The organism is Cohnella suwonensis (assembly GCF_042655365.1).
Lineage (GTDB): Bacteria > Bacillota > Bacilli > Paenibacillales > Paenibacillaceae > Cohnella > Cohnella suwonensis.
This window is the reverse complement of the sequence record NZ_JBHSMH010000005.1, coordinates 57232-81278: the sequence shown is the minus strand read 5'-3', so window position 1 is coordinate 81278 and position 24047 is coordinate 57232. Positions and strand designations below refer to the sequence as shown.

The 24047-nt window shown below is 57.7% G+C and carries 21 protein-coding genes; 18 read left to right on the top strand and 3 right to left on the bottom strand.

What is annotated here, in order from left to right; genetic code table 11:
• Positions 1–39 precede the first annotated feature (39 nt).
• Complete coding sequence (locus ACFPPD_RS02505; protein ID WP_209742790.1) at positions 40–477, top strand: GNAT family N-acetyltransferase; 438 nt, start codon at positions 40–42, stop codon at positions 475–477.
• A 149-nt stretch (positions 478–626) separates the two neighbouring features.
• Positions 627–2639: a stalk domain-containing protein gene (locus tag ACFPPD_RS02500; RefSeq protein WP_209742788.1), complete on the top strand. Its 2013-nt coding sequence runs from the start codon at positions 627–629 to the stop codon at positions 2637–2639.
• A gap of 251 nt (positions 2640–2890) precedes the next feature.
• Here the strand turns inward: ACFPPD_RS02500 and ACFPPD_RS02495 are convergent, their stop codons facing one another.
• Together ACFPPD_RS02495 and ACFPPD_RS02490 are read right to left on the bottom strand one after the other, a co-directional pair.
• A complete protein-coding gene (locus ACFPPD_RS02495) occupies positions 2891–4333 on the bottom strand; it encodes a sensor histidine kinase (protein WP_209742786.1) in 1443 nt (480 codons plus the stop codon).
• Entirely contained in the window at positions 4330–5031 is a 702-nt protein-coding gene (locus ACFPPD_RS02490) for a response regulator transcription factor (protein WP_378081178.1), read from the bottom strand. Before ACFPPD_RS02490 ends, ACFPPD_RS02495 begins: the two co-directional genes overlap by 4 nt.
• Positions 5032–5741: 710 nt before the next feature.
• On the opposite strand from ACFPPD_RS02490, the gene ACFPPD_RS02485 reads away from it, so the two are divergent.
• The 16 genes from ACFPPD_RS02485 to ACFPPD_RS02410 all read left to right on the top strand — a co-directional run bounded on the left by ACFPPD_RS02485 (position 5742) and on the right by ACFPPD_RS02410 (position 23842).
• A complete protein-coding gene (locus ACFPPD_RS02485) occupies positions 5742–7295 on the top strand; it encodes an efflux RND transporter periplasmic adaptor subunit (protein ID WP_209742784.1) in 1554 nt (517 codons plus the stop codon).
• Positions 7295–8011 (top strand): ABC transporter ATP-binding protein, encoded by a 717-nt coding sequence (locus ACFPPD_RS02480; protein ID WP_378081175.1) that lies wholly within the window; start codon positions 7295–7297, stop codon positions 8009–8011. Before ACFPPD_RS02485 ends, ACFPPD_RS02480 begins: the two co-directional genes overlap by 1 nt.
• The gene (locus ACFPPD_RS02475) at positions 7989–9164 is read left to right on the top strand and encodes an ABC transporter permease (protein WP_209742782.1); all 1176 of its coding nucleotides are present in this window, start codon (positions 7989–7991) and stop codon (positions 9162–9164) included. Before ACFPPD_RS02480 ends, ACFPPD_RS02475 begins: the two co-directional genes overlap by 23 nt.
• Before the next feature lie 11 nt (positions 9165–9175).
• Positions 9176–9742 carry an RNA polymerase sigma factor gene (locus ACFPPD_RS02470; RefSeq protein WP_209742780.1) on the top strand — a complete coding sequence of 189 codons (567 nt, stop codon included), beginning with the start codon at positions 9176–9178 and terminating at the stop codon, positions 9740–9742.
• 100 nt (positions 9743–9842) lie between these two features.
• The gene (locus ACFPPD_RS02465) at positions 9843–10997 is read left to right on the top strand and encodes a metallophosphoesterase (protein ID WP_209742778.1); all 1155 of its coding nucleotides are present in this window, start codon (positions 9843–9845) and stop codon (positions 10995–10997) included.
• 155 nt (positions 10998–11152) lie between these two features.
• Entirely contained in the window at positions 11153–12112 is a 960-nt protein-coding gene (gene glpX / locus ACFPPD_RS02460) for a class II fructose-bisphosphatase (RefSeq protein ID WP_209742776.1), read from the top strand.
• 245 nt (positions 12113–12357) lie between these two features.
• Positions 12358–14427 (top strand): bifunctional aldolase/short-chain dehydrogenase, encoded by a 2070-nt coding sequence (locus tag ACFPPD_RS02455; RefSeq protein ID WP_209742774.1) that lies wholly within the window; start codon positions 12358–12360, stop codon positions 14425–14427.
• A 15-nt stretch (positions 14428–14442) separates the two neighbouring features.
• Positions 14443–14814 carry a sensory rhodopsin transducer gene (locus ACFPPD_RS02450; RefSeq protein ID WP_209742772.1) on the top strand — a complete coding sequence of 124 codons (372 nt, stop codon included), beginning with the start codon at positions 14443–14445 and terminating at the stop codon, positions 14812–14814.
• A gap of 25 nt (positions 14815–14839) precedes the next feature.
• Positions 14840–16102, top strand: a complete 1263-nt coding sequence (gene rhaA, locus ACFPPD_RS02445; protein ID WP_209742771.1) for an L-rhamnose isomerase — start codon at positions 14840–14842, stop codon at positions 16100–16102.
• A gap of 73 nt (positions 16103–16175) precedes the next feature.
• Positions 16176–17651 (top strand): rhamnulokinase, encoded by a 1476-nt coding sequence (locus tag ACFPPD_RS02440; RefSeq protein ID WP_209743648.1) that lies wholly within the window; start codon positions 16176–16178, stop codon positions 17649–17651.
• Between the two features lie 37 nt (positions 17652–17688).
• A complete protein-coding gene (locus tag ACFPPD_RS02435; RefSeq protein ID WP_209742769.1) occupies positions 17689–18456 on the top strand; it encodes a DeoR/GlpR family DNA-binding transcription regulator in 768 nt (255 codons plus the stop codon).
• Between the two features lie 114 nt (positions 18457–18570).
• Positions 18571–19296: a (Fe-S)-binding protein gene (locus ACFPPD_RS02430; RefSeq protein WP_209742767.1), complete on the top strand. Its 726-nt coding sequence runs from the start codon at positions 18571–18573 to the stop codon at positions 19294–19296.
• Complete coding sequence (locus ACFPPD_RS02425; RefSeq protein ID WP_209742765.1) at positions 19293–20834, top strand: LutB/LldF family L-lactate oxidation iron-sulfur protein; 1542 nt, start codon at positions 19293–19295, stop codon at positions 20832–20834. Before ACFPPD_RS02430 ends, ACFPPD_RS02425 begins: the two co-directional genes overlap by 4 nt.
• On the top strand, positions 20824–21561 hold the full coding sequence (locus ACFPPD_RS02420; protein WP_209742763.1) for a LutC/YkgG family protein: 738 nt from the start codon (positions 20824–20826) through the stop codon (positions 21559–21561). Before ACFPPD_RS02425 ends, ACFPPD_RS02420 begins: the two co-directional genes overlap by 11 nt.
• Before the next feature lie 51 nt (positions 21562–21612).
• Positions 21613–22326, top strand: a complete 714-nt coding sequence (locus ACFPPD_RS02415) for a FadR/GntR family transcriptional regulator (protein WP_209742761.1) — start codon at positions 21613–21615, stop codon at positions 22324–22326.
• A gap of 532 nt (positions 22327–22858) precedes the next feature.
• Positions 22859–23842 (top strand): hypothetical protein, encoded by a 984-nt coding sequence (locus tag ACFPPD_RS02410; protein WP_209742759.1) that lies wholly within the window; start codon positions 22859–22861, stop codon positions 23840–23842.
• Here the strand turns inward: ACFPPD_RS02410 and ACFPPD_RS02405 are convergent.
• On the bottom strand, positions 23834–24031 hold the full coding sequence (locus ACFPPD_RS02405) for a hypothetical protein (protein ID WP_209742757.1): 198 nt from the start codon (positions 24029–24031) through the stop codon (positions 23834–23836). The two genes, ACFPPD_RS02410 and ACFPPD_RS02405, sit on opposite strands and share 9 nt — an antisense overlap.
• Positions 24032–24047 lie beyond the last annotated feature (16 nt).

Sequence of the window (24047 nt, the reverse complement as noted above, 5' to 3'; positions counted from 1 at the left end):
AAACGTCCGGCGAAGTCGCCCGCGAAAGGAAGGTCGAAGATGGAAATCGTGAAAATCGAAACGGTGGAGAGGCTTGGACTAGCGTTCGGCATCCGCGTGAAAGTGTTCGTGGAAGAGCAAGGGGTTCCGAAGGAACTCGAAATGGACGAGTACGACGTTTCCCCGGAGGCGTGCCGTCATTTCCTGGCGCTGGACGGCGGCGAGCCGGTCGCGACCGGCAGGTATAAGACGTTCGAGCCGGGCACGGCCAAAATGCAGAGGATCGCGGTTCTCTTGAGCCGCCGGGGCCAAGGCGTCGGCAAGGCCCTCCTTCTCGCGATGGAGGAAGACGCGATAAAACAAGGGTTCGCATTTTCTTTGCTGGACGCTCAATGCGCGGCGGAAGGGTTTTACGAGAAATTGGGATACGAGACGATCTCGGATGAACCGTTCCTGGACGCGGATATCCCGCACGTTCGCATGAGGAAAAGCTTGTAAATAACGAAGCCGGGCCGAGGGCGTTGCTGCCACGGCTTTTATTAAGTTTGCCTAAAATTCTAGCAAACTAGCAACCTTACTCCGCTAGAAGCGTTATTAATGATGAACAATCTCGGATATTTCGACAGCATGAGCAGAAGGAGAAGGAAATGAAGAAAAACTGGATTTCGTTATTGACCGCTTTATCGTTGTTCGTTACTTTGACGCTTCCCGCTCGCGCGGGCGCCGCTGCGGCTCCGGGAACGGAAGTGATCGTTCTCGTTCAACAGTCCAAGAAAATGGTACATAACGGCGTGGCCGTGAACGCGGTCCAACCGCTCACGCTGAAGAACGGCGTCACGTTCGTCGCCGCCAAAGCGCTGATGAAGGAGTTGTCCGGCTCGATCTCGTACGACGCTAAGACGAAAGCCTACAAGCTGTATTTCGGCAGGATGACGCTCGCGTTCACGGCGGGGAAGACGACGTATTCCCTCAACGGAACGTTGAAGAACGGGGCGCAGGGAGCGCCTTACGTGCTGAAGGGCACGTTGATGGTGCCGATCCGAACGGTCGCCAATAGCTTCGGCATGACGCTCGTCGCCGCGCAAGGCAGTAAGCAATTGACGTTGAGCTGGTCGATGAAGCCGATCGCGAAGTTCGAAGTCTCGAACTTGAATCCTTACGCGGAACAAAGCGAAGTGTATTACACGGACTTATCCTATCATCCTAGAGGTTACAAGATCGTTAACGAACGCTGGGAGAACAACTTGTCGGTATTCGAAACGGCGGGCGCCGCCCAGGTTACCCACTGGGTGCAAGACGAATCGGGACTCTGGAGCGAGCCTTACACGGTCACGATCAACGTCAAGCCGCCGAATCAGCCCCCGGTCGCGGGGTTCGCGACGGACAAGGACGTCTATAAAATGGGCGAACCGATTCAATACGAAGACGTCAGCACGGACGACGAGAACCGGATTACCGGACGGAAGTGGACGAACAAGATGAAGGGCTTCTTCGTTCCCGGGCCGCAGACGATCACGCTGTCGGTCACCGACGCGCACGGCGAGACGAACGAAATCTCGAAGACGATCACGATTACGGACGCGACGCTGTATCCCGAAGATTCTTTCCATTTGCTGTATACCGATATCGGAGACAAGTTCCCCCTCGTCGGCAAAGACGTGCTCGGTTACTCGGTCATTCCGTACGATATCTCGAATCAGGGAGTGACGCTCGTCCGTTCGAACAGTCCGGAGACGATCGTCGACGAGGGCATCTATTACGCGGACCGCGTAACGGGCAACGTGCGGTTCATGACGCATAATGCCAACGGCCGCTCCGCGCCGGTGAAGATCTATATCGTCGCGACGAATAACAACGCGGCGGATGCGACCGCTAAGATCGGACCCGTTGGCATCGGGGGGCCGAACTTGTACGTGCCTAACGTCGCGAGATCCGTGTCCGCCAAGTATTTGGACGCGAGACTGAATCCGAAAGCAACGACGGTTAAGATTCCCGCCGGCCAAAGCCGCATTCTCATTCCGGCCGTCAGCGACAAGACGCTGGCACCGGGAGACGTATACGCGAGTCTGGCGGATGTATTCATCGATCAACCGCTCGATATCAAGGTCGTCGTCGTGAACGCCGACCGCGACGTATTCAAGACGCTGCCGACGCTGAGCGTGCTGCCCGTCGTCGCGCACGTCAGAGGCACGTTCGACGACGCGAACCGGCTCATGATCGTCAATCGGACGATCGGCGACGTGAAAGGCCGCATGATCTTAGCCGACAATACGGTCGATACCCGCTTGTCCGGCATCGATAAGACGACCGGGACGCCCGTGCTCAATTCGGGCAATTACGGAGCGATGTACACGATACGCATGAATTCGGTTCAACCGAACACGGCGATCGTCGTGAACGGAAGAGGCGGGTACTACGCGGGGGCGTTCCTCGTGAACGGCAAACTCGTCTACGCTACGAATACCGGATATTTGGCTAACGCCAACGAAGGCGCGATGCTCTACAGAACGGGAAATTCGGTCGAATCGGTCACGATTCAATTTACGCCCGCTCCGGGCAGCAACCTGCCGATCAATTTGCTGTTCTTCCCGGAACCGCCCGGCGCGACGCCGGATCCGGAACAACCGCCGGAAACGCCTCTAGAGAATATCGAGCCTTGAACTAAGAATCGACATACCGTGCATGATGTCCCCATCTTGGAACTGGAGTAAAATAAGGCTGCGGCATAACGTTAATCACGCCTATTTCGGATATTGCCGGAAAATAAGATGATGCAGTAACGTTAAATCCCGATTATGGAGCTAATTCAGGCTATAGAAGAGAAATTAGCGTTATAGTAAAGCTCTATTTTCTTGAAAGCGAAGAAAATAATCACAATAGCGTGATCCCATAACGTTAAGCCGTTCCAACTCTAGGTAATCTTTGGTTCAACCAACATAGACGGAAATTCGACGACCAACAAGCTGCCCTCTCCGGGGCGGCTTGTTGCCGTTACGGAACCTCCGTGCAGCTCGACGATCGATCGGGAAATCGACAGTCCGAGTCCCGCCCCGCCATGCTTGCGCGTCCGGGACGAGTCTACGCGATAGAAACGTTCGAACAGATGGGGGAGATGTTCCTCGGCGATGCCGCATCCGTTGTCCTCGACTTCCAAGGCCGCTCCGGCATCCGTTCCGCGAACGGCGATCCGGATGCGGCCTTCTTGCGGGTCGGTATGCTGTACGGCATTGTGGAATAGATTCAAGAGCACTTGCTTGACCTTGTCCCGGTCGAGAGGAACGACGGCCGGTTCGGCCAAATCCAGTTCGATGCCGCGTTGTCCGGCGAGGATGCGCAATTGCGGTTCCGTTTTCCTGACGAGCTCGGCGAGATCGTACGGTTCCGCGCGAAGCTCGGACTCCCGGTCGAGCTTGGCGAGTTGAAGCAAGTCGTTCACGAGCTTGATGATCCGTTCCGACTCGCCGTGCATGCTGTTGAGCGCCCGGTTCAATTGTTCGGGCTCCGTCGCGGCGCCTCTCAGCAGCACCTCGAGGAAGCCGTGAATCGACGTCAGCGGCGTTCTGAGCTCATGGGAGGCGTCCGCGACGAATCGTCGCATCTGTTCCTTCGCTTCTTGTTCCGCCTGGAACGAGCCTTCCAACCTTTCTAACATCCGATTGAACGAGTGGGATAACCGATCGATTTCCAGCGGCGTTCCCGGTTCTGGAAGTCGCTCGCTCAGCTTGCCGGAGTCTATGCGCTCCACCGTATCGATCATGCGGGATAGCGGCGTCAGCGTTCTGCGGATGACGGGCAGGAAAGTGAGCAGCCCGCCGACGATCGCCGCGAGCGCCAATCCCGCGAATAGAAGCAACTGCCTGTACAGTTCGGTTTTTAATGGTTTCGTGCTCATGTTCACTTGAACGACGCCTTTAATGCCGTTAATCGTTCTGACCGCTTGCAGGACGACGAGTTGTTCGCCCAATCCGGGCTCGTTAACGATCCGATAGGTCGCCTTCGATTGGCGGGGCAGTCGCATCGCCTCTTCGTATCGTTCTTGGTCCAGATGGGGAACCGTTACCGTCGACGCTTCGCCCGGCGGAGACAAAACGTTGAACTCTCCTTCGAGGTTAATGAACGCGACGGACGCGGACGGGAAGAAGAGAATCGAATCCTGCGGTCCTCTTCGCATATAAGGACGAAATCTTTCCCACATCTCGCCTGGTACGGACTGGATTTGCCGCTGGACGGCCGACGCCCGGTTCTGATATAGAAACTTCTCCATGAACGCGAATTGAATGAGACCGACGACGATAAACAAACAGGCAAGAATAAGCAGCAGACGGGCGAGAAGCTGCGATCGGAGCGATCTCATACGAGGTCGACGCGGTAGCCCGCGCCCCTGATCGTCCGGATGACCCGGTGCTCCCGATCGTTCAACTTATCCCGAAGCGAACGGATGTACACTTCCACGATGTTTTCTTCCCCGCCGAAATCGTACCCCCATACTTGGTCCAAAATAGCGCTTTTGCTCAGCACGTATCCGTGATGGAAGAGAAGGTGCTTCAACAGTTCGAACTCCGTCGGAGACAACTCTAGAGGACGGCCGTGATAACGCAATTCCTTGCGAACGGCGTCAACGGTGAACGGTCCGATCGAGACTTCGTCGAGAAGCTGCGGGAATTGGTTGCGGATTCGCGCTTGGATGCGGGCGAGAAGTTCTTCGAAGCTGAACGGCTTCGGCATGTAGTCGTCGGCTCCGATCGATAGGCCCCGCACGCGGTCGTCGACGTGCTCCTTGGCGGTCAGCATGATGACCGCGACCGGCTTGCCGTCCTTCAGTTTGCGGCATACTTCGTACCCGTCCATGCCGGGCATCATCACGTCGAGAATGACGACGTGAGGAACGAACGTTTCGGCGACTGCCAGCGCTTCGGGGCCATCTTGAGCCGAGGCGACCTGAAACCCTTCGTTAAGAAGACCCAGCTCGAGAAATTGAACGATGTTCGGTTCGTCGTCGACGATCAGTACTTTGATTCCTTGGCCTGACGGCTTCGTTGGCGGTTGCATCATAACGTGTTACCTCCGGATTGCGAATGAATGGCGACTCTTTCCTACCATTATCGCCGAGCGAACTTAACTTTGTCTGAACGGAAGCTGAAAAATTGCTGAAATGAAAATAAGACTGTCTTTCAAAAGTGGTTACTGCTTCCGTTTCCTTAATCCAACTAAGGAGACGTAGTAATGACCAACTCTCAAACTAACGCAGATTGCAATTGGGTTTGACCGGACTACGGAGATACTTCGAGGAGATTTGCGGACTGTAATTCGGTTTGACCGGACTACGGAGATACTTCGAGGGGATATGTGGACTGTAATTCGATTTGACCGGACTACGGAGATACTTCGAGGAGATTTGCGGACTGTAATTCGGTTTGGTCGGACTACGGAGATACTTCGAGGGGATATGCGGACTGTAATTCGGTTTGGCCGGACTACGGAGATACTTCGAGGAGATATGTGGACTGTAATTCGGTTTGAGCGTAGGCAGACCTACGTGAGAACCGGAAGAGCCTGCAGCATTCAAGATTTGACGCCGAATAGGCTACCCGAGCTACATCGTGATCAAAAGCGGTTACGTTCAGGAAACATTCAGCGGCGTCTCATGTTCGACTAAGGTTCCCCTTGCATAATGATTCCATATCAGTTGGGGGAGGCAATGTCGTGGCAGCATTCATTCAGGATCGTTCCGGGAGGGCAGAACGGAAAGGGGGGGGCTCGCGATGAAACGCAAAAGCTTGTGGATCGCGGGGCTCGTCGTCGTTCTCGCGGCCGGTTCTTGGGGCGGATATGCGGTATACGGAAAAAAGGACAAGCAACTCGCGGCGACGCTGAATACGACGCAAGTTCGTAAAGGCACGCTCGAGGTGAAAGTGAGCGGAACGGGAACGATTCAGCCGTACGCGCGCGAGACGCTGAAGTCGGACGTATCGGGGACGGTGGCCAAAGTCAACTTCAAGGAAGGGGACACCGTCAAGAAAGGCGACGTGCTAGCGACCTTCGAAGAAGAAGACAATTCGAGCCAAGTGAAAAGCAAACAAATCGACATCAAGAAGAAGAAGCTGGAGCTAGGTGATCTGCAGACGAAGTACAAGGAGGCGGCGGACGACGAATCGCGCGAGTCGATCGCCTTGAATATCCAGAAGCAGCAGCTAGACATCGAGCTTGCCGAAGAGGATCTCGATTCCTTGCAAGACGATGAAGGCATCGATCCGCTCGTCGCGCCGATCGGAGGCGTGCTGTCGACATTCGACGTCGCCGTCGGGGATAGCCTGAATCCGAACGCGGAGCTCGGCGAAATCGTCGACTTCTCGAAGCTGCAAATGGTCGTCGGAGTCGACGAGCTCGACATTCCGAAAGTGAAAGTCGGCCAGACGGCGAAGATACTCGTCGAAGCGTTGCCGGAAAATTCGTACGCGGGCAAAGTCGTGACGATCGCGGACGAAGGCACTTCCAGCAACGGCGTCGCTTCGTTCGACGTGACGGTCGAGCTGGAAACGAAGAATGATTTGAAAGTCGGCATGTCGGCCGAAGCCAGCATCATGACCGCGCAGAAAGCGGATGCGTTGTACGTGCCGGTAGCGGCCGTGCAATCGTCGCGCGGCAAGTATTACGTTATGGTTCCGGGATCCGGAACGGAAACGGAGAACGGCGCGACGATGACGGGGCAAGGCGGAGCGGCTGGCGGTCAAGCGGCTGCGGGACAAGGCGCTGCGGGTCAAGGCGCACAGTCCGGTCAAGGCGGCCAGTCGGCAGCAGAAGGCGGGCAAACGGGGCAGCAAGCGCAGGGAGGACAAGCTGCGCAAGGCGAACAAGCCGGCCAAGGCGGTCCAGCGGCCGGACAAAATGGCGAGAACGCAAGCCGGTTCCAGAACATGACGGAAGAAGAACGCGCGGCGATGCGCGAGCAATTCATGGCGGCGCGCGAGAACGGCGGAACGGCCGGCGGATTCGGCGGCAACTTCGCGAGCGGCGGTACTTCCGGCGCGACGACGGGGGTCACGACGACGTCCCGTGTCGAGGTCGAAGTCGGCATCAACAACGAAGATTACATCGAGATCGTATCCGGCTTAAAGGAAGGCGATCTGGTCGTACTTCCGACGGTGGCGAGTTCGAGCTCCTCCAACAATCAAGCGGGCGGTTTTGGTGTTCAGGGATTGGGCGCGGGCGGCCTCGGAGGCGCGGGAGCGTTCCCGGGCGGAGCCGGAGGCTTCGGGGGCGCGGGAGGCATTCGTCAACAATCTTCCGGAAGCGGCGCGGCGGGCGGTGGTCGTTAATGTCGGCTGCCGAACAATTGATCCGTATCCAGAACTTAAGCAAAACGTACAAGATGGGCGGCGAGACGCTCAAAGCGTTGGACGAAGTGATCTTAACGGTGAACAAGGGAGATTTCCTCGCCATCGTCGGCCCTTCGGGATCCGGCAAGTCGACGCTCATGAACGTCATCGGTTGCTTGGATTCCCCGACGTCGGGCGAATATTGGCTGGACGGAGAAGAAGTCAGCAAGCTGAAGGAGAACAAGCTCGCGGACATTCGCAACCGGAAGATCGGGTTTATTTTCCAAGGATTTAACTTGCTCGCGAAGATGACGGCCATCGAGAACGTGGAGTTGCCTCTCATCTATAGGGGCATTCCGGCCAAGCAACGGCGGGAATTCGCGGCCGAAGCGTTAAGGAAAGTCGGTCTCGAGGAGCGACTGCACCATCGTCCGACGGAGCTGTCAGGCGGACAACAGCAGCGCGTCGCGATCGCGCGGGCATTGGCCGGCAACCCGCCGATCCTGCTCGCGGACGAACCGACCGGCGCGCTGGATACGAAAACCGGCAAAGAAGTGATGGGATTCATGCGGGAGCTGAACGGCATGGGGCATACGGTCGTGCTGATCACCCATGACCCGGGCATCTCGCGCCAAGCGGAAAGAGTCGTGACGATCCGGGACGGTCGGCTGAACGAAGAGGGGGCGGGGCGGATTGAACTTCTTGCAAGCGATTAAGATGGCTCTCAAGAGCATTCTGTCCAACAAGCTCCGCTCGCTGTTGACGATGCTCGGCATTATTATCGGGGTGACGGCGGTCATCGCGCTCGTCGCCCTCGGGCAAGGCGCGACCAAATCGGTCACCGAGCAGGTGCAAAGCCTCGGCACGAACCTGCTGACGGTCAATATCGTCGGACGCGGCTCCACGAACGCCTTGAAAGCGACGGACGCGGCGGCGATGACGGATAAGGTCGAAGGCATCAAGTACCTTGCGCCGACGACGACGTCGAGCACGTCCGTAAAATACGGCACGAATAGCGTCGACGTGAGCGTAATCGGCACGAATGCCGATTACGCTCCGGTCAGGGAATACGAAGTGGCCTCCGGCCGTTTTCTCGCCCAGATCGATCTCGACGTCTACCAGAAGGTAGCGGTCATCGGATCGACGACGGCGACCGACCTGTTCGGCTTCGCGGATCCGCTCGGGGAGTACATTCTCATTCAGGGGACGCGATACAAGGTCGTCGGCGTGCTCGCTTCCAAGGGCAGCTCGACGACGGGGTCCAACGACGAGGTCGTCATGATTCCGGAGACGTCCGCGGAACGATTGTTTAAGACGAAAGGCGTGCGGACGATCTACGTGCAGGTCGAGACGACCGAGCAGATCGACGCCGTCGTCGCCGGACTGGAGAAGGAACTGGCTTCCCATTTCCGCGGCAACACGAACAGCTACCGGGTATTCAACCAGTCCGACGCGCTCGACACGTTGTCTTCGGTATCCGATACGTTGACTCTCGCTCTAGCCGGCATAGCCGGCATCTCGCTCCTCGTAGGCGGCATCGGCATCATGAACATCATGCTCGTGTCCGTCACGGAGCGTACGCGGGAAATCGGCATTCGCAAGGCGATCGGCGCGAAGAGAAGAGACATTCTCATGCAATTCCTCATCGAATCGATGGTGTTGAGCGGACTCGGCGGGCTTCTCGGCATCGCGATCGGCGTCGGGGCGGCGCAAGGCGCTTCGAAGGCGCTGGACATGGAAATCGTGTATTCGATCGACGTCATCGTGATCGCATTCGCGTTCTCGGTCGCGATCGGCGTCCTGTTCGGCATGTTCCCTGCCAACAAGGCAGCCAAGCTGAAGCCGATCGAAGCGTTACGTTTCGAATAGGAGGGATCCCTATGGATGCCATGACCGATTACGAGGCGCTGATCGTCCCTCATCTCGGAGATTTGCAGAAGTATTGCTATTATTTAACCAAGTCGAGATGGGACGCGGAGGATCTGTGCCAGGAAACGCTGACGAAATCTCTCGTGTTTTTTCTTCATACGACGCCGCACGTGGACGTGAAGCCTTTTCTCGTCAGAGTGGCCCGCAACCTGTGGATCGACGAGTGCCGCAAACGCAAAAGAAGGCGGCTGCACATCGCGGACGATTCGCGCGCGTACGCGACGGACAACGATTACGTGGAAGTGCGGAGCGCCATCGAATGGCTGGCGGAACGGTTTCCCCGCAGGAATATCGAGACGTGGCTTCTGTTCAATTACTTCGGCTACACGATGCAGGAAATCGCCCGCGCGATGGATTGCTCCGTATCCGCGGTCAAGTCGGTGCTCTTCCGCACCCGCGACCTGCTGCGGAACCGTCACAGCCTGAACGACAGGCGCAACGTCGTCAGGCTCGACGTCGAAAGATGGTCTCGGGCGATCATGCAAGACCGACCGCAAGGACTGCTTTCGGAAAGATAACGCCGCGCATGACAAGCGCCCCGGCCATTTCGGTTCGGGGCGTTATCTATGCTATAATTCTCCTAGTTTATCGGATAGAATCAGGGGGAGTATCGCCGGGATGAAATTGAAAACGCGTTTTGCCATCATGTTCGCCGTCATCTTCGTTATTTTAGCCGGTTTGACGTATTATTTGGGCTGGAACATTACGTATTGGTTGGCATCTATGGGCGTCGACGTCGATTCGGCCGCGTTCTGGATTCCGTTCGTCGTATTCGCTTACGGCTATTTGATCGGGCGGTTGCCGTTGCCATCCCTGCTGAAGCCCGTATTCCGATTGTTGAAGGTGCTAGGTTCGTTCTACATTTTCTTGATGGAAATCGGTTTGTTGCTCGCGCTGGCCGCGGACGCCGTCGGGATCGTCGTCGGGCTGGCCGGTTATTCGGTCCGCGATTACGCGGAAGTCGCGGGATACGTCGTCTGGGCGATCGTGGTCGCGTCTCTCGCGGTCGGTTCGCGCAACGCATGGAGTCCTATCGTGAGGACGTTCGACCTGGAAATCGACAAGAGACCGAAGGAAGGCGCCTCCCGCGTGTGGACCGTCGCCGTCGCCTCGGACATCCATTTGGGCAACGTCGTCGGGCGAAGGCATCTTCGCCGTCTCGTCGATCGCGTGAACGCGATGAAGCCGGATTTGATTTTGTTGCCCGGCGACGTCATCGACGATTCGGTAGAGCCGTTTCTCCGCAATCGGATGAGCGAATTGCTGGCGGAGATGAAGTCGACTTACGGCGTTTACGCCGTGCTCGGCAATCACGAGTATTACGGCGGCCATGTCGATCAGTACATCGAGGAAATGGATCGCATCGGCATTCGCGTCATGAGAGACGAGACGGCGATCGTCGCGGACGCCCTGTACGTCGCCGGGCGGAAGGACAAGACGGCAGAGTCCGCCGATCCGAACGGAAGAATGCCGACCGCGGCATTGCTCGCCGGCTTGGACAAAAGCAAGCCGATCCTCCTGCTCGACCATCAGCCGACTCAATTCGCGGAGGCGGCCGCGGCGGGCGCGGACGTCTTGCTCAGCGGTCATACGCATCGGGGTCAATTCGCTCCGAACCATCTATTCACTCGCAGGCTTTTCGAGCTGGACTGGGGCTATATGCTCAAGGAAGCGATGCATGTCGTCGTCTCGTCGGGCTTCGGCTCGTGGGGTCCGCCGATCCGCCTCGGCAGCAGAAGCGAAATCATCAGGCTGAATATTCGCCTCTCTTAACAATCAAAAGAGCATATGACGTCACAAAGCCTCCGAACGAAACGTTCGGAGGCTTTTATATGTATTCATATACCTAATAATAAATTATTTATTGTATCACAAATGAATATATGTTATACCATAAATAAAGAAAAATGCTTATTGGAGGGTTTTATATGGAGAGAGAACTGGCATTAGAGCTTGCGCGCGTTACGGAATTGGCTGCCTTGGCGTCCGCGCCTTGGATGGGCAGAGGAGATAAAATCAACGCGGACGGGGCCGCGACGTCGGCCATGCGGGCGATGTTCGACTCCGTATCGATCAGAGGCACGGTCGTTATCGGCGAGGGGGAGATGGACGAAGCGCCGATGCTCTATATCGGCGAGGAAGTCGGCAGCATGAACGGGCCGGAGGTCGACGTGGCCGTCGATCCGCTCGAAGGCACGGAGATCGTCGCCAAGGGGTTAAACAACGCGATGTCTGTTCTGGCGGTCGCCAGCAAGGGCAACCTGCTGCATGCGCCGGACATGTACATGGAAAAGCTGGCGGTCGGTCCTCAGCTCGTCGGCAAGCTCAGCTTGACGGACCCGATGGAGACGACGCTCCGCAAAGCGGCGGACGCGCTCGGCAAGAACGCGTCCGAGCTGACCGTCATGATTCTCGACCGCGTTAGACACGAGTCTCTCGTCAAGACGCTCCGCAAAGTCGGCGTTCGAATCAAGTTTCTCTCCGACGGAGACGTCGCGGGAGCGATGGCTCCGGCATTCCCCGAGGCGGGCATCGATCTTTACGTCGGATCGGGGGGCGCGCCCGAAGGCGTGCTCGCCGCGGCCGCGCTGCAATGCTTGGGCGGCGAACTTCAAGGCAGATTGATGCCGTCCGATGCGAACGAATACGCGCGCTGCTTGGAGATGGGCATCGACGATCCGTACAAAGTGCTGACGATGGCGGACATGGTCGGCAGCGACGACGTCATCTTCGCCGCGACGGGCGTCACGCCGGGAGAATTCCTCGGAGGCGTGCGGTACTTGCCGGACGACCGCGCGGAGACTCACTCGATCGTTATGCGGGCGAAGACAAGAACGATCCGTTTCATTCGGGCGTTGCACTACTTGCCGAACAAGTCGCATCTATAAGTAATCACGAAAAGGAAGATCCCGCTTACGCCAATGCTGGCGTAAGCGGGATCTTTTCCATTTCCGGGCACCGAGATTCCGGAGCGCGAGCGTGAATATCAAATTTGGGAAACATAAGACGAATTAGAGCGGCACGATTGCACCTAACGATCTTTGTTTGTATTTGAATTATGTGTATTCAAACACAAACGGATATGTTATAATACAAACAAACAGAAATAATCCAAACATTCGGAGGTATGATCATGGTACAAAGCTTGTGGGATTCTTCGAAAGCGGCAGGACAACAATCGGGTCTGGATCAGCTCGTTTACCGTTCCAACATCATCGGCGCGGATCGCCGGGTATGTAATTTCGGCGGCGGCAACACGTCGTCCAAGACGGTCGTCCAAGATTTCCGCGGACGCGACACGGAAGTGATGTTCGTGAAAGGAAGCGGCTCCGACCTCGCTTCGATGAAAGCGGGCAACTTCACCGGCTTGCGTCTCGACGACATTCGTCCGCTGTACGAGCGCGACGAAATGTCCGACGAAGACATGGTCGCTTACTTGGCGAACTGCATGATCGATGCCAAACACCCGCGCGCGTCGATCGAGACGCTGCTGCACGCGTTCCTGCCGTACCCGCACGTCGACCATACGCATCCCGATTCCATAATCAGCCTTTGCTGCGCGGACAACGGCAAGCAGCTCGCGGAACAGATTTTCGGCAACCGGTTCGTCTGGGTTCCTTATATCCGTCCGGGCTTCAAGCTGTCCAAGATGATCGCCGAAGGCGTCCGCAATAATCCGAACGCCGAGCTCGTTCTCATGGAGAAACACGGTCTCGTCACTTGGGGCGATACGTCCGAAGCTTGTTATGCGCAAACGATCAAAATCATCTCCGAAGCGGAAGCGTTCATCGAAGCCCGCATCGACGAAGCGAAGACGTTCGGCGGCGCCAAATACGCGACGCTCGACGCCGAGACGCGCAGAAGCGTCGCTTCGCAAGTGATGCCGACGATCCGCGGCGCCGTCAGCGACGCGAAAAAAATGATCCTGAGCTTCGACGACGCGGACGACGTGCTGCAATTCGTCGCGGGCCGCGACTCCGCGAAGCTGTCGCAAGTCGGCGCCGCTTGCCCGGATCACCTCGTCCACACGAAAGTCGTTCCGCTCTTCATCGATTGGGAGCCGAACGCGGAGGATATCGAAGGGCTGAAAGCGAAGCTTAAAGAAGGCGTGGCCGCATACAAAGCCATGTACGCCGCCTACTTCGAACGCAACAGAAACATCGGCGACGTTATGTTTGAAGCCGCTCCGCGCGTCATCCTGATTCCGGGCGTCGGCATGATCAATACCGGCAAGAGCTGGACGATGTCCCAAGTGAGCGGCGCGCTGTACCACCGCGCGATCGCCGTCATGAGAGGCGCGACGGCGCTCGGCGATTTCGTCTCGCTGTCCGAGAACGAATCGTACAACGTCGAATACTGGCCGCTCGAATTGTATAAATTGTCTTTGGCTCCGGCCGAAGCGGAATTCTCCCGTAAAGTCGCCTTCATAACGGGCGGAGCGGGCGGCATCGGCTCCGAAACGGCTCGCAGGCTCGTAGAGGAAGGCGCGCATGTCGTCTTGGCGGACTTGAACCTGGAAGGCGCCGAGAAAGTCGCGTCCGACATCAACGCCAAGTATGGCGAGAACCGCGCGATCGCGGTGAAGATGGACGTGACGAACGAAGAGATGGTGCAAGCGGCTTATGCCGCTACGGCGCTCGCATACGGCGGCGTGGACATCATCGTCAACAACGCGGGTCTGGCGACGTCGAGCCCGTTCACCGAAACGTCGCTCAAAGAATGGAACCTGAACATGAACGTGCTCGGCACGGGTTACTTCCTCGTCGCCCGCGAAGCGTTCAAGCTGATGCAGCAACAGGCAATCGGCGGCAATATGGTGTTCATCGGCTCCAAAAACTCGGTATACGCCGGCAGGAACGCCACCGCGTACAGCTCCGCTAAAGCGCTGGAAGCGCATCTGGCGCGCTGCATCGCGGCGGAAGGCGGCGAGTTCGGCATCCGCGTGAACACGATTCTTCCGGACGCGATCCTGCAAGGTTCGGCGATCTGGAACGGCAGCTGGCGCAACGAGCGCGCGGCGGCGTACGGCATCGAACCGGACCAATTGGAAGAATACTACCGCAAGCGCACGACGCTGCTCGTCAACATCTATCCGAGAGATATCGCGGAAGGCATCGCGTTCTTCGCTTCCTCGAAATCCGACAAAACGACGGGCTGCATGCTGACGATCGACGGCGGCGTGCCGGCGGCGTTCACTCGCTAAGCGGAGGGGACGAACATGTATAAACAGCGCGGCGAGAAGTTATGGTTCATTCCCGACGGGTACATTCCGGAGATTAGCTCCGGCGGACTGACGAGCCACGAATCGATCTGCGTGCTGAACACGTCGTCCGAAGAAGCACTGCTACGCGTCACGATCTTCTTCGAGGACCGGGATCCGATGGAGGATCTCATGGTCGTTGTCGGAGCCCGGCGAACGAAGCATATCCGCACGAGCTCGCTGCATAAGGAAGGAACGCCGATTCCGGTCGGCGTTCCTTATGCAATCGAGATCGCAAGCGACATCCCGATCATCGTGCAGTATAGCCGGCTAGACAGCACGCAAGCGGAAAACGCGCTCATGTCCGTCATGGCTTTTCCGATCAAATAACGAAAGCGACCAAGGAGGGGAAGACGTGCAACCAAACGTATTGAGCAATTACGAATCCGCGAAACAGCAATACGCGAAACACGGCATCGACGTCGACCAAGCGTTGGACAAACTGCAAAACATCAAAATTTCGATGCACTGTTGGCAAGGGGACGACGTTCGAGGCTTCTTGAACCGCGGCCAAGACTTGACGGGCGGCATCTCCGTTACCGGCAACTATCCGGGAGCGGCGACGACGCCGGACGAGCTTCGCGCCGATCTGGAGAAAGCGTTCTCGCTCATTCCCGGCAAACATAAAGTGAATCTTCACGCGATTTACGCGGACACGGACGAGAAAGTCGAGCTCGACCGCCTGGAGCCGAAGCACTTCCAACGTTGGGTCGATTGGGCGAAGGAGCAAGGTCTCGGGATGGACTTCAACCCGACCTGCTTCTCCCACGAGAAATCGAAGGACGGCTTCACGCTAAGCCACCCGGACGAAGACATTCGCCGCTTCTGGATCGACCACTGCAAAGCGTCTCGCAAAATCGGCGCTTACATCGGCGAACAGCTCGGCCAGACTTGCGTCACGAACGTATGGGTGCCGGACGGCTTCAAGGATACGCCGGTCGATCGCCTCGCGCCTCGCCAACGGTTGAAAGCGTCTTTGGACGAAGTGTTCGCCGAAGAACTGAATCCCGCGCACAACCTTGACGCGGTCGAGAGCAAGCTGTTCGGCATCGGCTCCGAAGCTTACGTCGTCGGATCCCACGAGTTCTACATGGGCTACGGCATCGCCAACAACAAGCTGATCTGCCTGGATGCCGGACACTTCCATCCGACGGAAGTCATTTCGAACAAGCTGAGCTCGCTTTCCCTATTCGCGGACGGCATCCTGCTTCACGTCAGCCGCCCGATGAGATGGGACAGCGACCACGTCGTCACGCTCGACGACGAGCTGATCGATATCGGCCGGGAGCTCGTCCGTGGCGAACTGCTCGGCAAGACGCATATCGGCCTCGATTTCTTCGATGCGAGCATTAACCGCGTCGCGGCGTGGGTCATCGGCACGCGCAACACGATCAAGGCGTTGCTTCGCGGCATGCTCGATCCGGTCGACGCGCTCAAGAAAGCCGAGCTGGAAGGCGACTACACGACGCGCCTCGCGCTGACGGAAGAGTTCAAATCGTATCCGTTCGGAGCGGTGTGGGATTATTACTGCGAGAAGATGGGCGTGCCGGTTCGCGAGGATTGGCTCGCCGACGTGAAAGCCTACGAACGGGAAGTGCTGTCGCAACGCGGCAACTAATTCATTCGCGCAAGGGTGAGGGACGATGTCGAACATAACCGAACATGAGGATCGCGAGATCGGATCGGGAACGTTGAGCATTCTCGCGTTCGACCTCGGCGCGAGCAGCGGAAGGGCGCTGCTCGGCCGCCTTGTCGGCGGCAAGATCGAAGTCGAGGAGCTTCACCGTTTTCCGAACGACCCGGTCCAAGTCGGGGACAGGCTGCATTGGGACGTTCTTCGGCTGTACCACGAGATCAAGCAAGGCCTGCTGAAAGCGAAGCATCGCGGCATAACGCTCAAGAGCATGGCGATCGATTCGTGGGCCGTCGATTTCGGCTTCTTGGGCAAGGACGGAGAATTGATCGGCAATCCATACCATTACCGGGACCGCCACACGGAAGGCGCGATGGAAAACGTGCTCGAGCGCATTCCGGCCTCCGTTATTTTCGCCCGTACCGGCATTCAATTCCTGCCGTTCAATACGATCTATCAGCTGGCCGCGCTGAAGCAAGCGAATTCGCCTTGGCTAAACAACGGCGTTCGCCTGCTCATGATTCCGGATTTGCTGCGCTATTTCCTCACGGGCAATACGCACAACGAATTCACGAACGCGACGACGACGCAACTGTTCAACCCGTTGACCGGCGATTGGGACGCGGAGCTTCTTCGGTTGCTCGGTCTTGAACGGAGTTGGTTCGGCGAAGTGCTGAAGCCCGGACAATTGGCCGGATACCTGCAGGCGAGCGTCTGCGAGGAGCTGGGCGTGCCGTCGATTCCGGTCTACGCCGCGGCGGAGCACGACACGGGTTCCGCGGTCGCGGCCGTACCGGCGACGGAAAAGTCGTTCGCTTACTTAAGCTGCGGAACGTGGTCGCTCATGGGGACGGAAGTCGACAAACCGGTCATGAACGAGCTAGCCCAGAAGCTGAACTTCACGAACGAAGGCGGCGTCGCGGACACGTACCGGCTGCTCAAGAACATCATGGGCCTCTGGATCATTCAAGAATGCAGGCGCGAGTGGGAGAGGGAAGGCCTCTCGCATTCATTCCCCGAGCTCGTGCGGATGGCGAACGATGCCCGTCCGTTCGCGGCGTACATCGATCCCGATGACGACCTGTTCCTGCCGCCGGGAGACATGCCCTCGCGAATCGCGGAATATTGCCGAAGAACGGGACAGCAACCGCCGGAGACGACCGGTTCGATCGCGAGAACGATATTCGAAAGTCTGGCGCTCAAATACCGTTACGTGCTAGAGTTGACGGAGAGGCTATCGGGCCAGCGGTTCGGCGGGTTGCATATGGTCGGAGGCGGCATTCAGAACGAACTGCTCTGCCAGTGGACGTCCAACGCGATCGGCAAGCCGGTATGGGCGGGACCCGCGGAAGGCAGCGCCATCGGCAACCTTGCCGTCCAGTGGATCGCGCAGGGAGATTTCGCCAACATTTGGGAAGCGAGGCGCGCGATCCGCGAATCGTTCCCGGTGAAGACGTACGAACCCGAGGAAGGGCTACGTTGGAACGAAGCTTACGCCGATTTCGCTAGGACGACCGGTATCGCGCAAGCTTAACGTTCAGGATACGCATAGAGAGAGAGAGGACGCCGTTATGCTAGTTGCGGAACGCTACGAGAAAATCGTCGGATGGGTGAACGAGAGGGGAAGCATCAGGGTATCCGAGCTTAGCGAGTTATGCCAGGTGACGGAAGAAACGATCCGCCGCGATCTCGACCGCCTGGAGCAATCCGGACGGTTGCGGCGGTCGCACGGCGGCGCGGTCAGCGTCAGGGACGATAAGCTTGCCCATCCGGAAATTCCGTACTCCGTCCGCGAAATCACGAATGCGGACGAGAAGAGGCGAATCGCCCGCGAAGCGATCAAGCTCATCCAGCCGAAGGACCGGATCTTGCTCGACGCGAGCTCGACCGCCTGGTACATGGCTTCGGACGTGCCGGATCTCTCGTTGACCGTTTTGACTAACTCGATCAAAGTGGCGACGGAGCTGAGCGGCAAGGAGAAGATCGAGGTCATCGCGACCGGAGGCATTCTCGCGCAACGCTCGCTGTCGTTCGTCGGTCCGCTCGCGGAGCGTTCCTTGGACGCTTACCACGTCGACAAAGTGTTCCTGTCTTGCAAAGGCGTCCATCTCGAGCGCGGCATCAGCGAATCGAACGAACTTCAAGCGCGAATCAAATCGCGGATGATCGGCATGGCGGATCAAGTGATCCTGCTTGCGGATTCCAGCAAGTTCGGCGTCCAGGCGTTTACGCACGTCGGCGACTTGTCCCAAGTGGACGTCATCGTCACCGACAAGCGGATGCCCGCCGATACGATCCGTCAGCTTGAGGATCTCGGCATACGCGTCATCGCGGTATAATCGGGCGGAGCGGCTAGCGATAGCCGCTTTACTCCTTTCAACTTGTCTGATAACCTGATAGATATGAACGATAAACGGAGGAGCGACTCGGCTCTTCTTCATGAGAGGTGCGACATGAAAGTATCGTTGTTCATTACATGCCTAAGCGACGCGATCTATCCCCGCGTCGGGGAAGCGATGGTGCGGCTGCTGGCGAAGTACGGCGTCAAGCTCGAGTTTCCTTCCATGCAGACTTGCTGCGGCCAACCGGCATTTAATAGCGGGTACTGGGACGAAGCGCGCGCAGCGGCCAAGACGATCATCGAATCATTCGAAGATTGCGACTTCGTCATTTCGCCTTCGGGCTCTTGCACGGGCATGATCCATCATTATCCGAAGCTGTTCGAGAAAGATCCGGTCATGTTAGAGAAAGCGCTCTCTCTTCAATCGAAGTCTTACGAATTCACGCAATTCCTCGTTCAAGTGCTCGGCGTCACCGACGTCGGAGCGACCTTTGCGCATAAAGTGACCTATCATCCGTCCTGCCACGGCAGCCGGATTCTCGGCGTGAAGGACGAACCGATGGCGCTTCTGAACAACGTGAAGGGCTTGGAATTCGTGCCGCTTCCGCACGCCGAAGATTGCTGCGGCTTCGGCGGTACGTTCGCGGTGAAGATGTCGGATATTTCCGGCGCTATGGTGCAAGAGAAAGTGGATCACGTGAAGGAGACGGAAGCGGAAGTGCTCGTCGGCCTCGACATGGCTTGCTTGTTGAACATCGCGGGCAATCTGCGTTATCGCAACGAGCCGGTCCGGGTCATGCATTTGGCCGAGCTTCTGTACGAAGGGGTGAAAGCATGAGCGGCAACTCGCACGGACACGTTCATGGAGACGGCGCGACTGTGAAGGAACGCGCGGAGATCGCGTTGAACAACGATTTCCTCCGCAAGGCGGTCAAGTTCACGACGGAACGGCTGAAGAACGGCAAGCTCAAGGCGACCGAAGAGCACGGCAACTGGGAGGAATGGCGGGAAAGAGGCCGCCAAATCCGGTTGCATACGATCGCGCATCTCGACTATTACTTAACCCAGTTCGCGGACAACGCGAGGGCGAACGGCGTTCACGTGCATTTCGCGGAGACGGCGGCGGAAGCGGTCGACATCTCCATGGCGATCGCCGAACGCAAGCAAGCGAAGTCCGTCGTCAAATCGAAATCGATGGTCACGGAAGAGCTGCACTTGAACCACGCGCTCGAATCGAAGGGCATCGAAGCGGTAGAAACCGATCTCGGGGAATACATTATCCAATTGGCAGGCGAAGCGCCTTCCCATATCATCATTCCGGCCATCCATAAGAACCGGTACCAGATCGCCGAACTGCTTTCGAAGGACGCCGGAGAGACGTTGGAGCCGGACACGACGGTGCTCGCCGGATTCGTGCGGCGCAGGCTGCGGCAGAAGTTCCTCGACGCCGACATCGGCATGACGGGGTGCAACTTCGCGATCGCCGAGACGGGCTCGATGGTGCTCTTCGAGAACGAAGGCAACGCCCGCATGGTGACGACGGTGCCGAAGACGCAAATCACGCTCATGGGCATGGAACGGATCATTCCGTCCTGGACCGATCTCGAGGTCATGGCGACGTTGCTGCCGAGGTCCGCGACGGGTCAGAAAATCACGATGTACATGTCCGGCATTACGGGACCGAAGCGGACGGAAGACGCGGACGGACCGGAAGAGATGCACATCATCATCGTCGACAACGGCCGTTCCTTGCAGCTCGGAGATCCCGAGTTCCAGGAATTGCTCAACTGCATCCGGTGCGGCGCTTGCTTGAACGCCTGTCCGGTGTACCGCCATATCGGCGGACACGCCTACGGCGGGACGTACAGCGGCCCGATCGGCGCGGTGCTTACGCCGTCGTTGCAGAAGAACGTCGCCGAGTGGGACGACATCGCCAACGCTTCCAGCTTGTGCGGCGCCTGTTACGAAGCGTGCCCGGTCAAGATCCCGCTGCACGACATGCTCGTCTACTTGCGCAGGCGCAAGGTCGAAGCGGGCCACGGCAACAAGATGGAAGGCGCGGGCATGAAGGGCTTCGCCCAAGTGATGTCGAAGCCCGCGTTGTATAAGTCCGCTTTGAAGATGGGCAAGTTCGGCCAGAAACTCGTCGCCCGCGGCGGCGAGATTCGGCTCAAGGTCGGTCCGCTGAAAGGCTGGAACAGTTATCGCGTGACGCCGAGCTTGCCGAAGAAATCGTTCCGGGACGGCTGGCGCACGTTGGAAGCGGAGCTTCGCGGCGAGCTCGGCGAGTTGTCCGCGGAAGCGAAAACGCGCATGGAGAAGCTCGTCGCCGATCGGGCGAAAGGAAACGGAGGCGGACACGGCCATGGCCATTAACGCGAATCAACCCCACGACGAATGGCTCAAGATGATGGAGGCGCAATCGCGCGTCAAACAGATGAGCTTCATCGCCGGCATCTCCTCCAAGCTACGCCGTCCGATGGTGACCGAAGCGCCGTCCCATCCATACCGAGGAGCACCGGATTTCTGGAATGCTTATGAATGGACGGAAGAGCAGCGGGTCGAACGGTTTACGGAGAACTTCCGCAATAACGGCGGTCACGTCGAGCGGCTGTCTTCGATGGAGGAAGCGAAAAGCTTCATCGCGGACAAAGCGAAAGCGCTCGGAGCCCGTTTCGTCGTGCGCCAGAACGAAGCCGAGCTGGCGGAGCTGGATTTGGAAAGCGAGCTGCCGGACGCGAAAATATCGGTATGGAATACCGATGAGGATCAAGTCTGGATGGCCCGTTCCGCCGAAGCGGATATCGGCGTCGTCATGGCCGATGCGGCCGCGGCGTATACGAGCTCGATCATGGTTCGTTCTTCGGCCGGCAAGGGGCGTTCCGTCAGCTTGCTGCCGACCGTGCTCGTCGTCGTCATTCCGCTGGAGCGACTAAAGACGAGACTCGGCGAAATCTTGAATCGGTTCGACGAAGAGGGCAGGGAGAGCTTGCCCGCGGGAATTCACTTCATCTCGGGGCCAAGCCGCTCTTCGGACATCGAGAACGACTTGACGATCGGCGTTCACGGCCCCGGCGTCGTATACGCCCTCATCGTCGGATAAGGCAGCTTCATTAAACGAACGGCATACGGAACGGAGGGCGAAGCGCGGCGCATGGAGATGACGAGACTGACGAAGCGGAACCATTACGAAGAAATCAAGGACCAGCTTGCGCGGATGATTATGGACGGCAAGCTGAGGGTCGGGGATAAACTCCCTTCCACGAGGGAGATGTCCGAGAGCTTCGGCGTCGGCCGGTCGACGACCCGCGAAGCGCTCAGCGCGCTGAAGGCGATGGGGCTGATCGAGATTCGCCAAGGCGGCGGCTGCCGCGTCCTACGCAATACGCCCGCCGAGCTCGAAGTCGCCATGCCGGAGCTTTACTCCCTTCGCATGAACCGGGAGACGCTGCTGGAGCTGCTAGAAGCCCGTCAATCGCTCGAAGTGTCCAATGCGTCCGTCGCGGCGGCCAAGAGGACGGAAGCCGACGTCGCGGAGCTGGCGTCCATTGTCTCGCAGATGGAGCTGACGATCGGCTTCGATCTCGAAGGGGAACGGACGGACGTTTGTTTCCACCGGGCCGTCGCGAAAGCGACGCGCAATTCGATATTGGCCCGATTGTTCGAGTCGATCGCGAGCCAGCTCGAGGAATCGATCCGCGACGTTCGCAGGGTCGAGCTCTATGCGAACAAGGCGGTCGCGGAGCGGTTGTTCCTGGAGCATTCCGCCATCTACGAAGCGATACGGAACCGGGACGCGGAAAGGGCCGCGCGATCGATGCGCGAGCATCTGCGGCACGTGGAGCACATCTTGACGAAGTACATTTAAGGGAGGGCCCGACGACGGGATCTCAGGTTGTCGAGAAAATCCACATCTACAGATACTCGAATCGATTTTGTATCGGCCGCCAATGCGAAACCATGATTGCCTCGCTGGACCAGACAAAATGCAAATGTGCAGTTTATTGGGCTCGTACTTTCAAAAGTTCGAGGGCAACCTGCATATATGCAGGTTGTTTGCCGATTTTTGTGCAAAATGAACCCTTTCAGCTCAACAAACTGTAGTGGGTGCAGGTTGTTACGCTGTGCTGCCGATTCGGAAGGGATCAACCTGCACTTATGCAGTTTGTCAGGCACGGCAGGCACGGCAGGCAAGGCAGGCAAGGCAGGCAAGGCAGGGCTATTGCGACGACCGAGCCCCGAGAGATAGCGTTTAATCAGGTCCGTTTACGCCATACTGGTTTCTCTACATACTAAAGGCCCGGCGACGGGCTTTTTCTATTTCGTGCGAGCGCTACAACTTTTGGAAATTCCGATCGTCTAAATGCGTAGTAGTAAGCAATCGCGAATAGGACGGTGAAATGACAATTATGCGTTATTTGTATATTTTTCTCGTGGCGGCGGTCATCACGCTATCGGGTTGCGGCAAGTCGCCGCCCGAGCCATCCGCTACTTACGCCGAACCGACATCGACTCCCGCTTCATACGAAGAGGCTTTGCCTCGAACGATCGAAGCGGCGACGTCCGCCAAAGAAGCGATCGCTATATTCGAGAATCAGTTGCCGCTCTTAGATGCCGATGGCGTGGACACGATGTTCATGGCGTTGGAAGCATTCTACCGCGCGGACTCGGAGAAAATGGAAGCCTCGATTAGGGATGCGAACGATGAGGGTGTTTTTGAGCTCTTTCAGAATCCGGTCGACGATGCCCAGATCGCGACGATCGCGGACGAAGGGCTACGCTCGGTAGTCAAAGGCGCCATCGAAGGCAAATACAAGTTCAATGCGGGGGAGGGCGTTCTCGAGCCCATCGTCGATTATCGCGCACTGCAGGCTTATAGCGGCTACTTAAGCCCGGCGATGGTCGACTACGTCTCCCTCATGGCGACCGAATCCGACGAACCGTCGCTGGCGGACGGCAGCATCGTTATCCCATGGGAACAGTTGGGCGAAAGGGCGTTGAAGGCGGAAAACTATTTGCTCGAGCATTCGGATTCTCCTCGCTTCGACTTGGCGAAGAGCGTTCTGTATCGTAATTTGCTCGGTTTCCTTAACGGGTCCAGCAACGACGGCGTGTTCGAGAATCGTCGATTCGCTCCGGAAAACGCCGAAGCGTTCCAACGAATCATCGAAGCCTACGGGAACTCATTCACCGCCCGGGTTACGGAAGAGTATAGAGATGAAGTGAACAGGCTCGCGAAGGAACTTCCTGCCGCGGAGGAGTCTTATAACGATCCGATTTACGAGAAGATCACAAAGTTGCTGGAGAACATCGAAGCACTCATTGACGCCGAGTTCGTCTCCCGCGGCGTTGAATCCGGGTCGGCGGCAAGTCCGTCAGCGTAAGCCGTGGATAGACAGGGAAGGGGCCTTCGAGCACCCTTCTTTTTCGTTTTTCGGCTCCGAGGCGCGTCGTTTGCCTTCCGCTTTCTCGCGTTTCGCCGCTTTGCGGTCCGAAGCGTCCCGGATGCGACGTTCCCATTGTTCGTGGCGTTCGGCCGACAAAATCCTCAAATCGTGTTCATGAAAGTTCATTTCTTTTTCCTCCTTG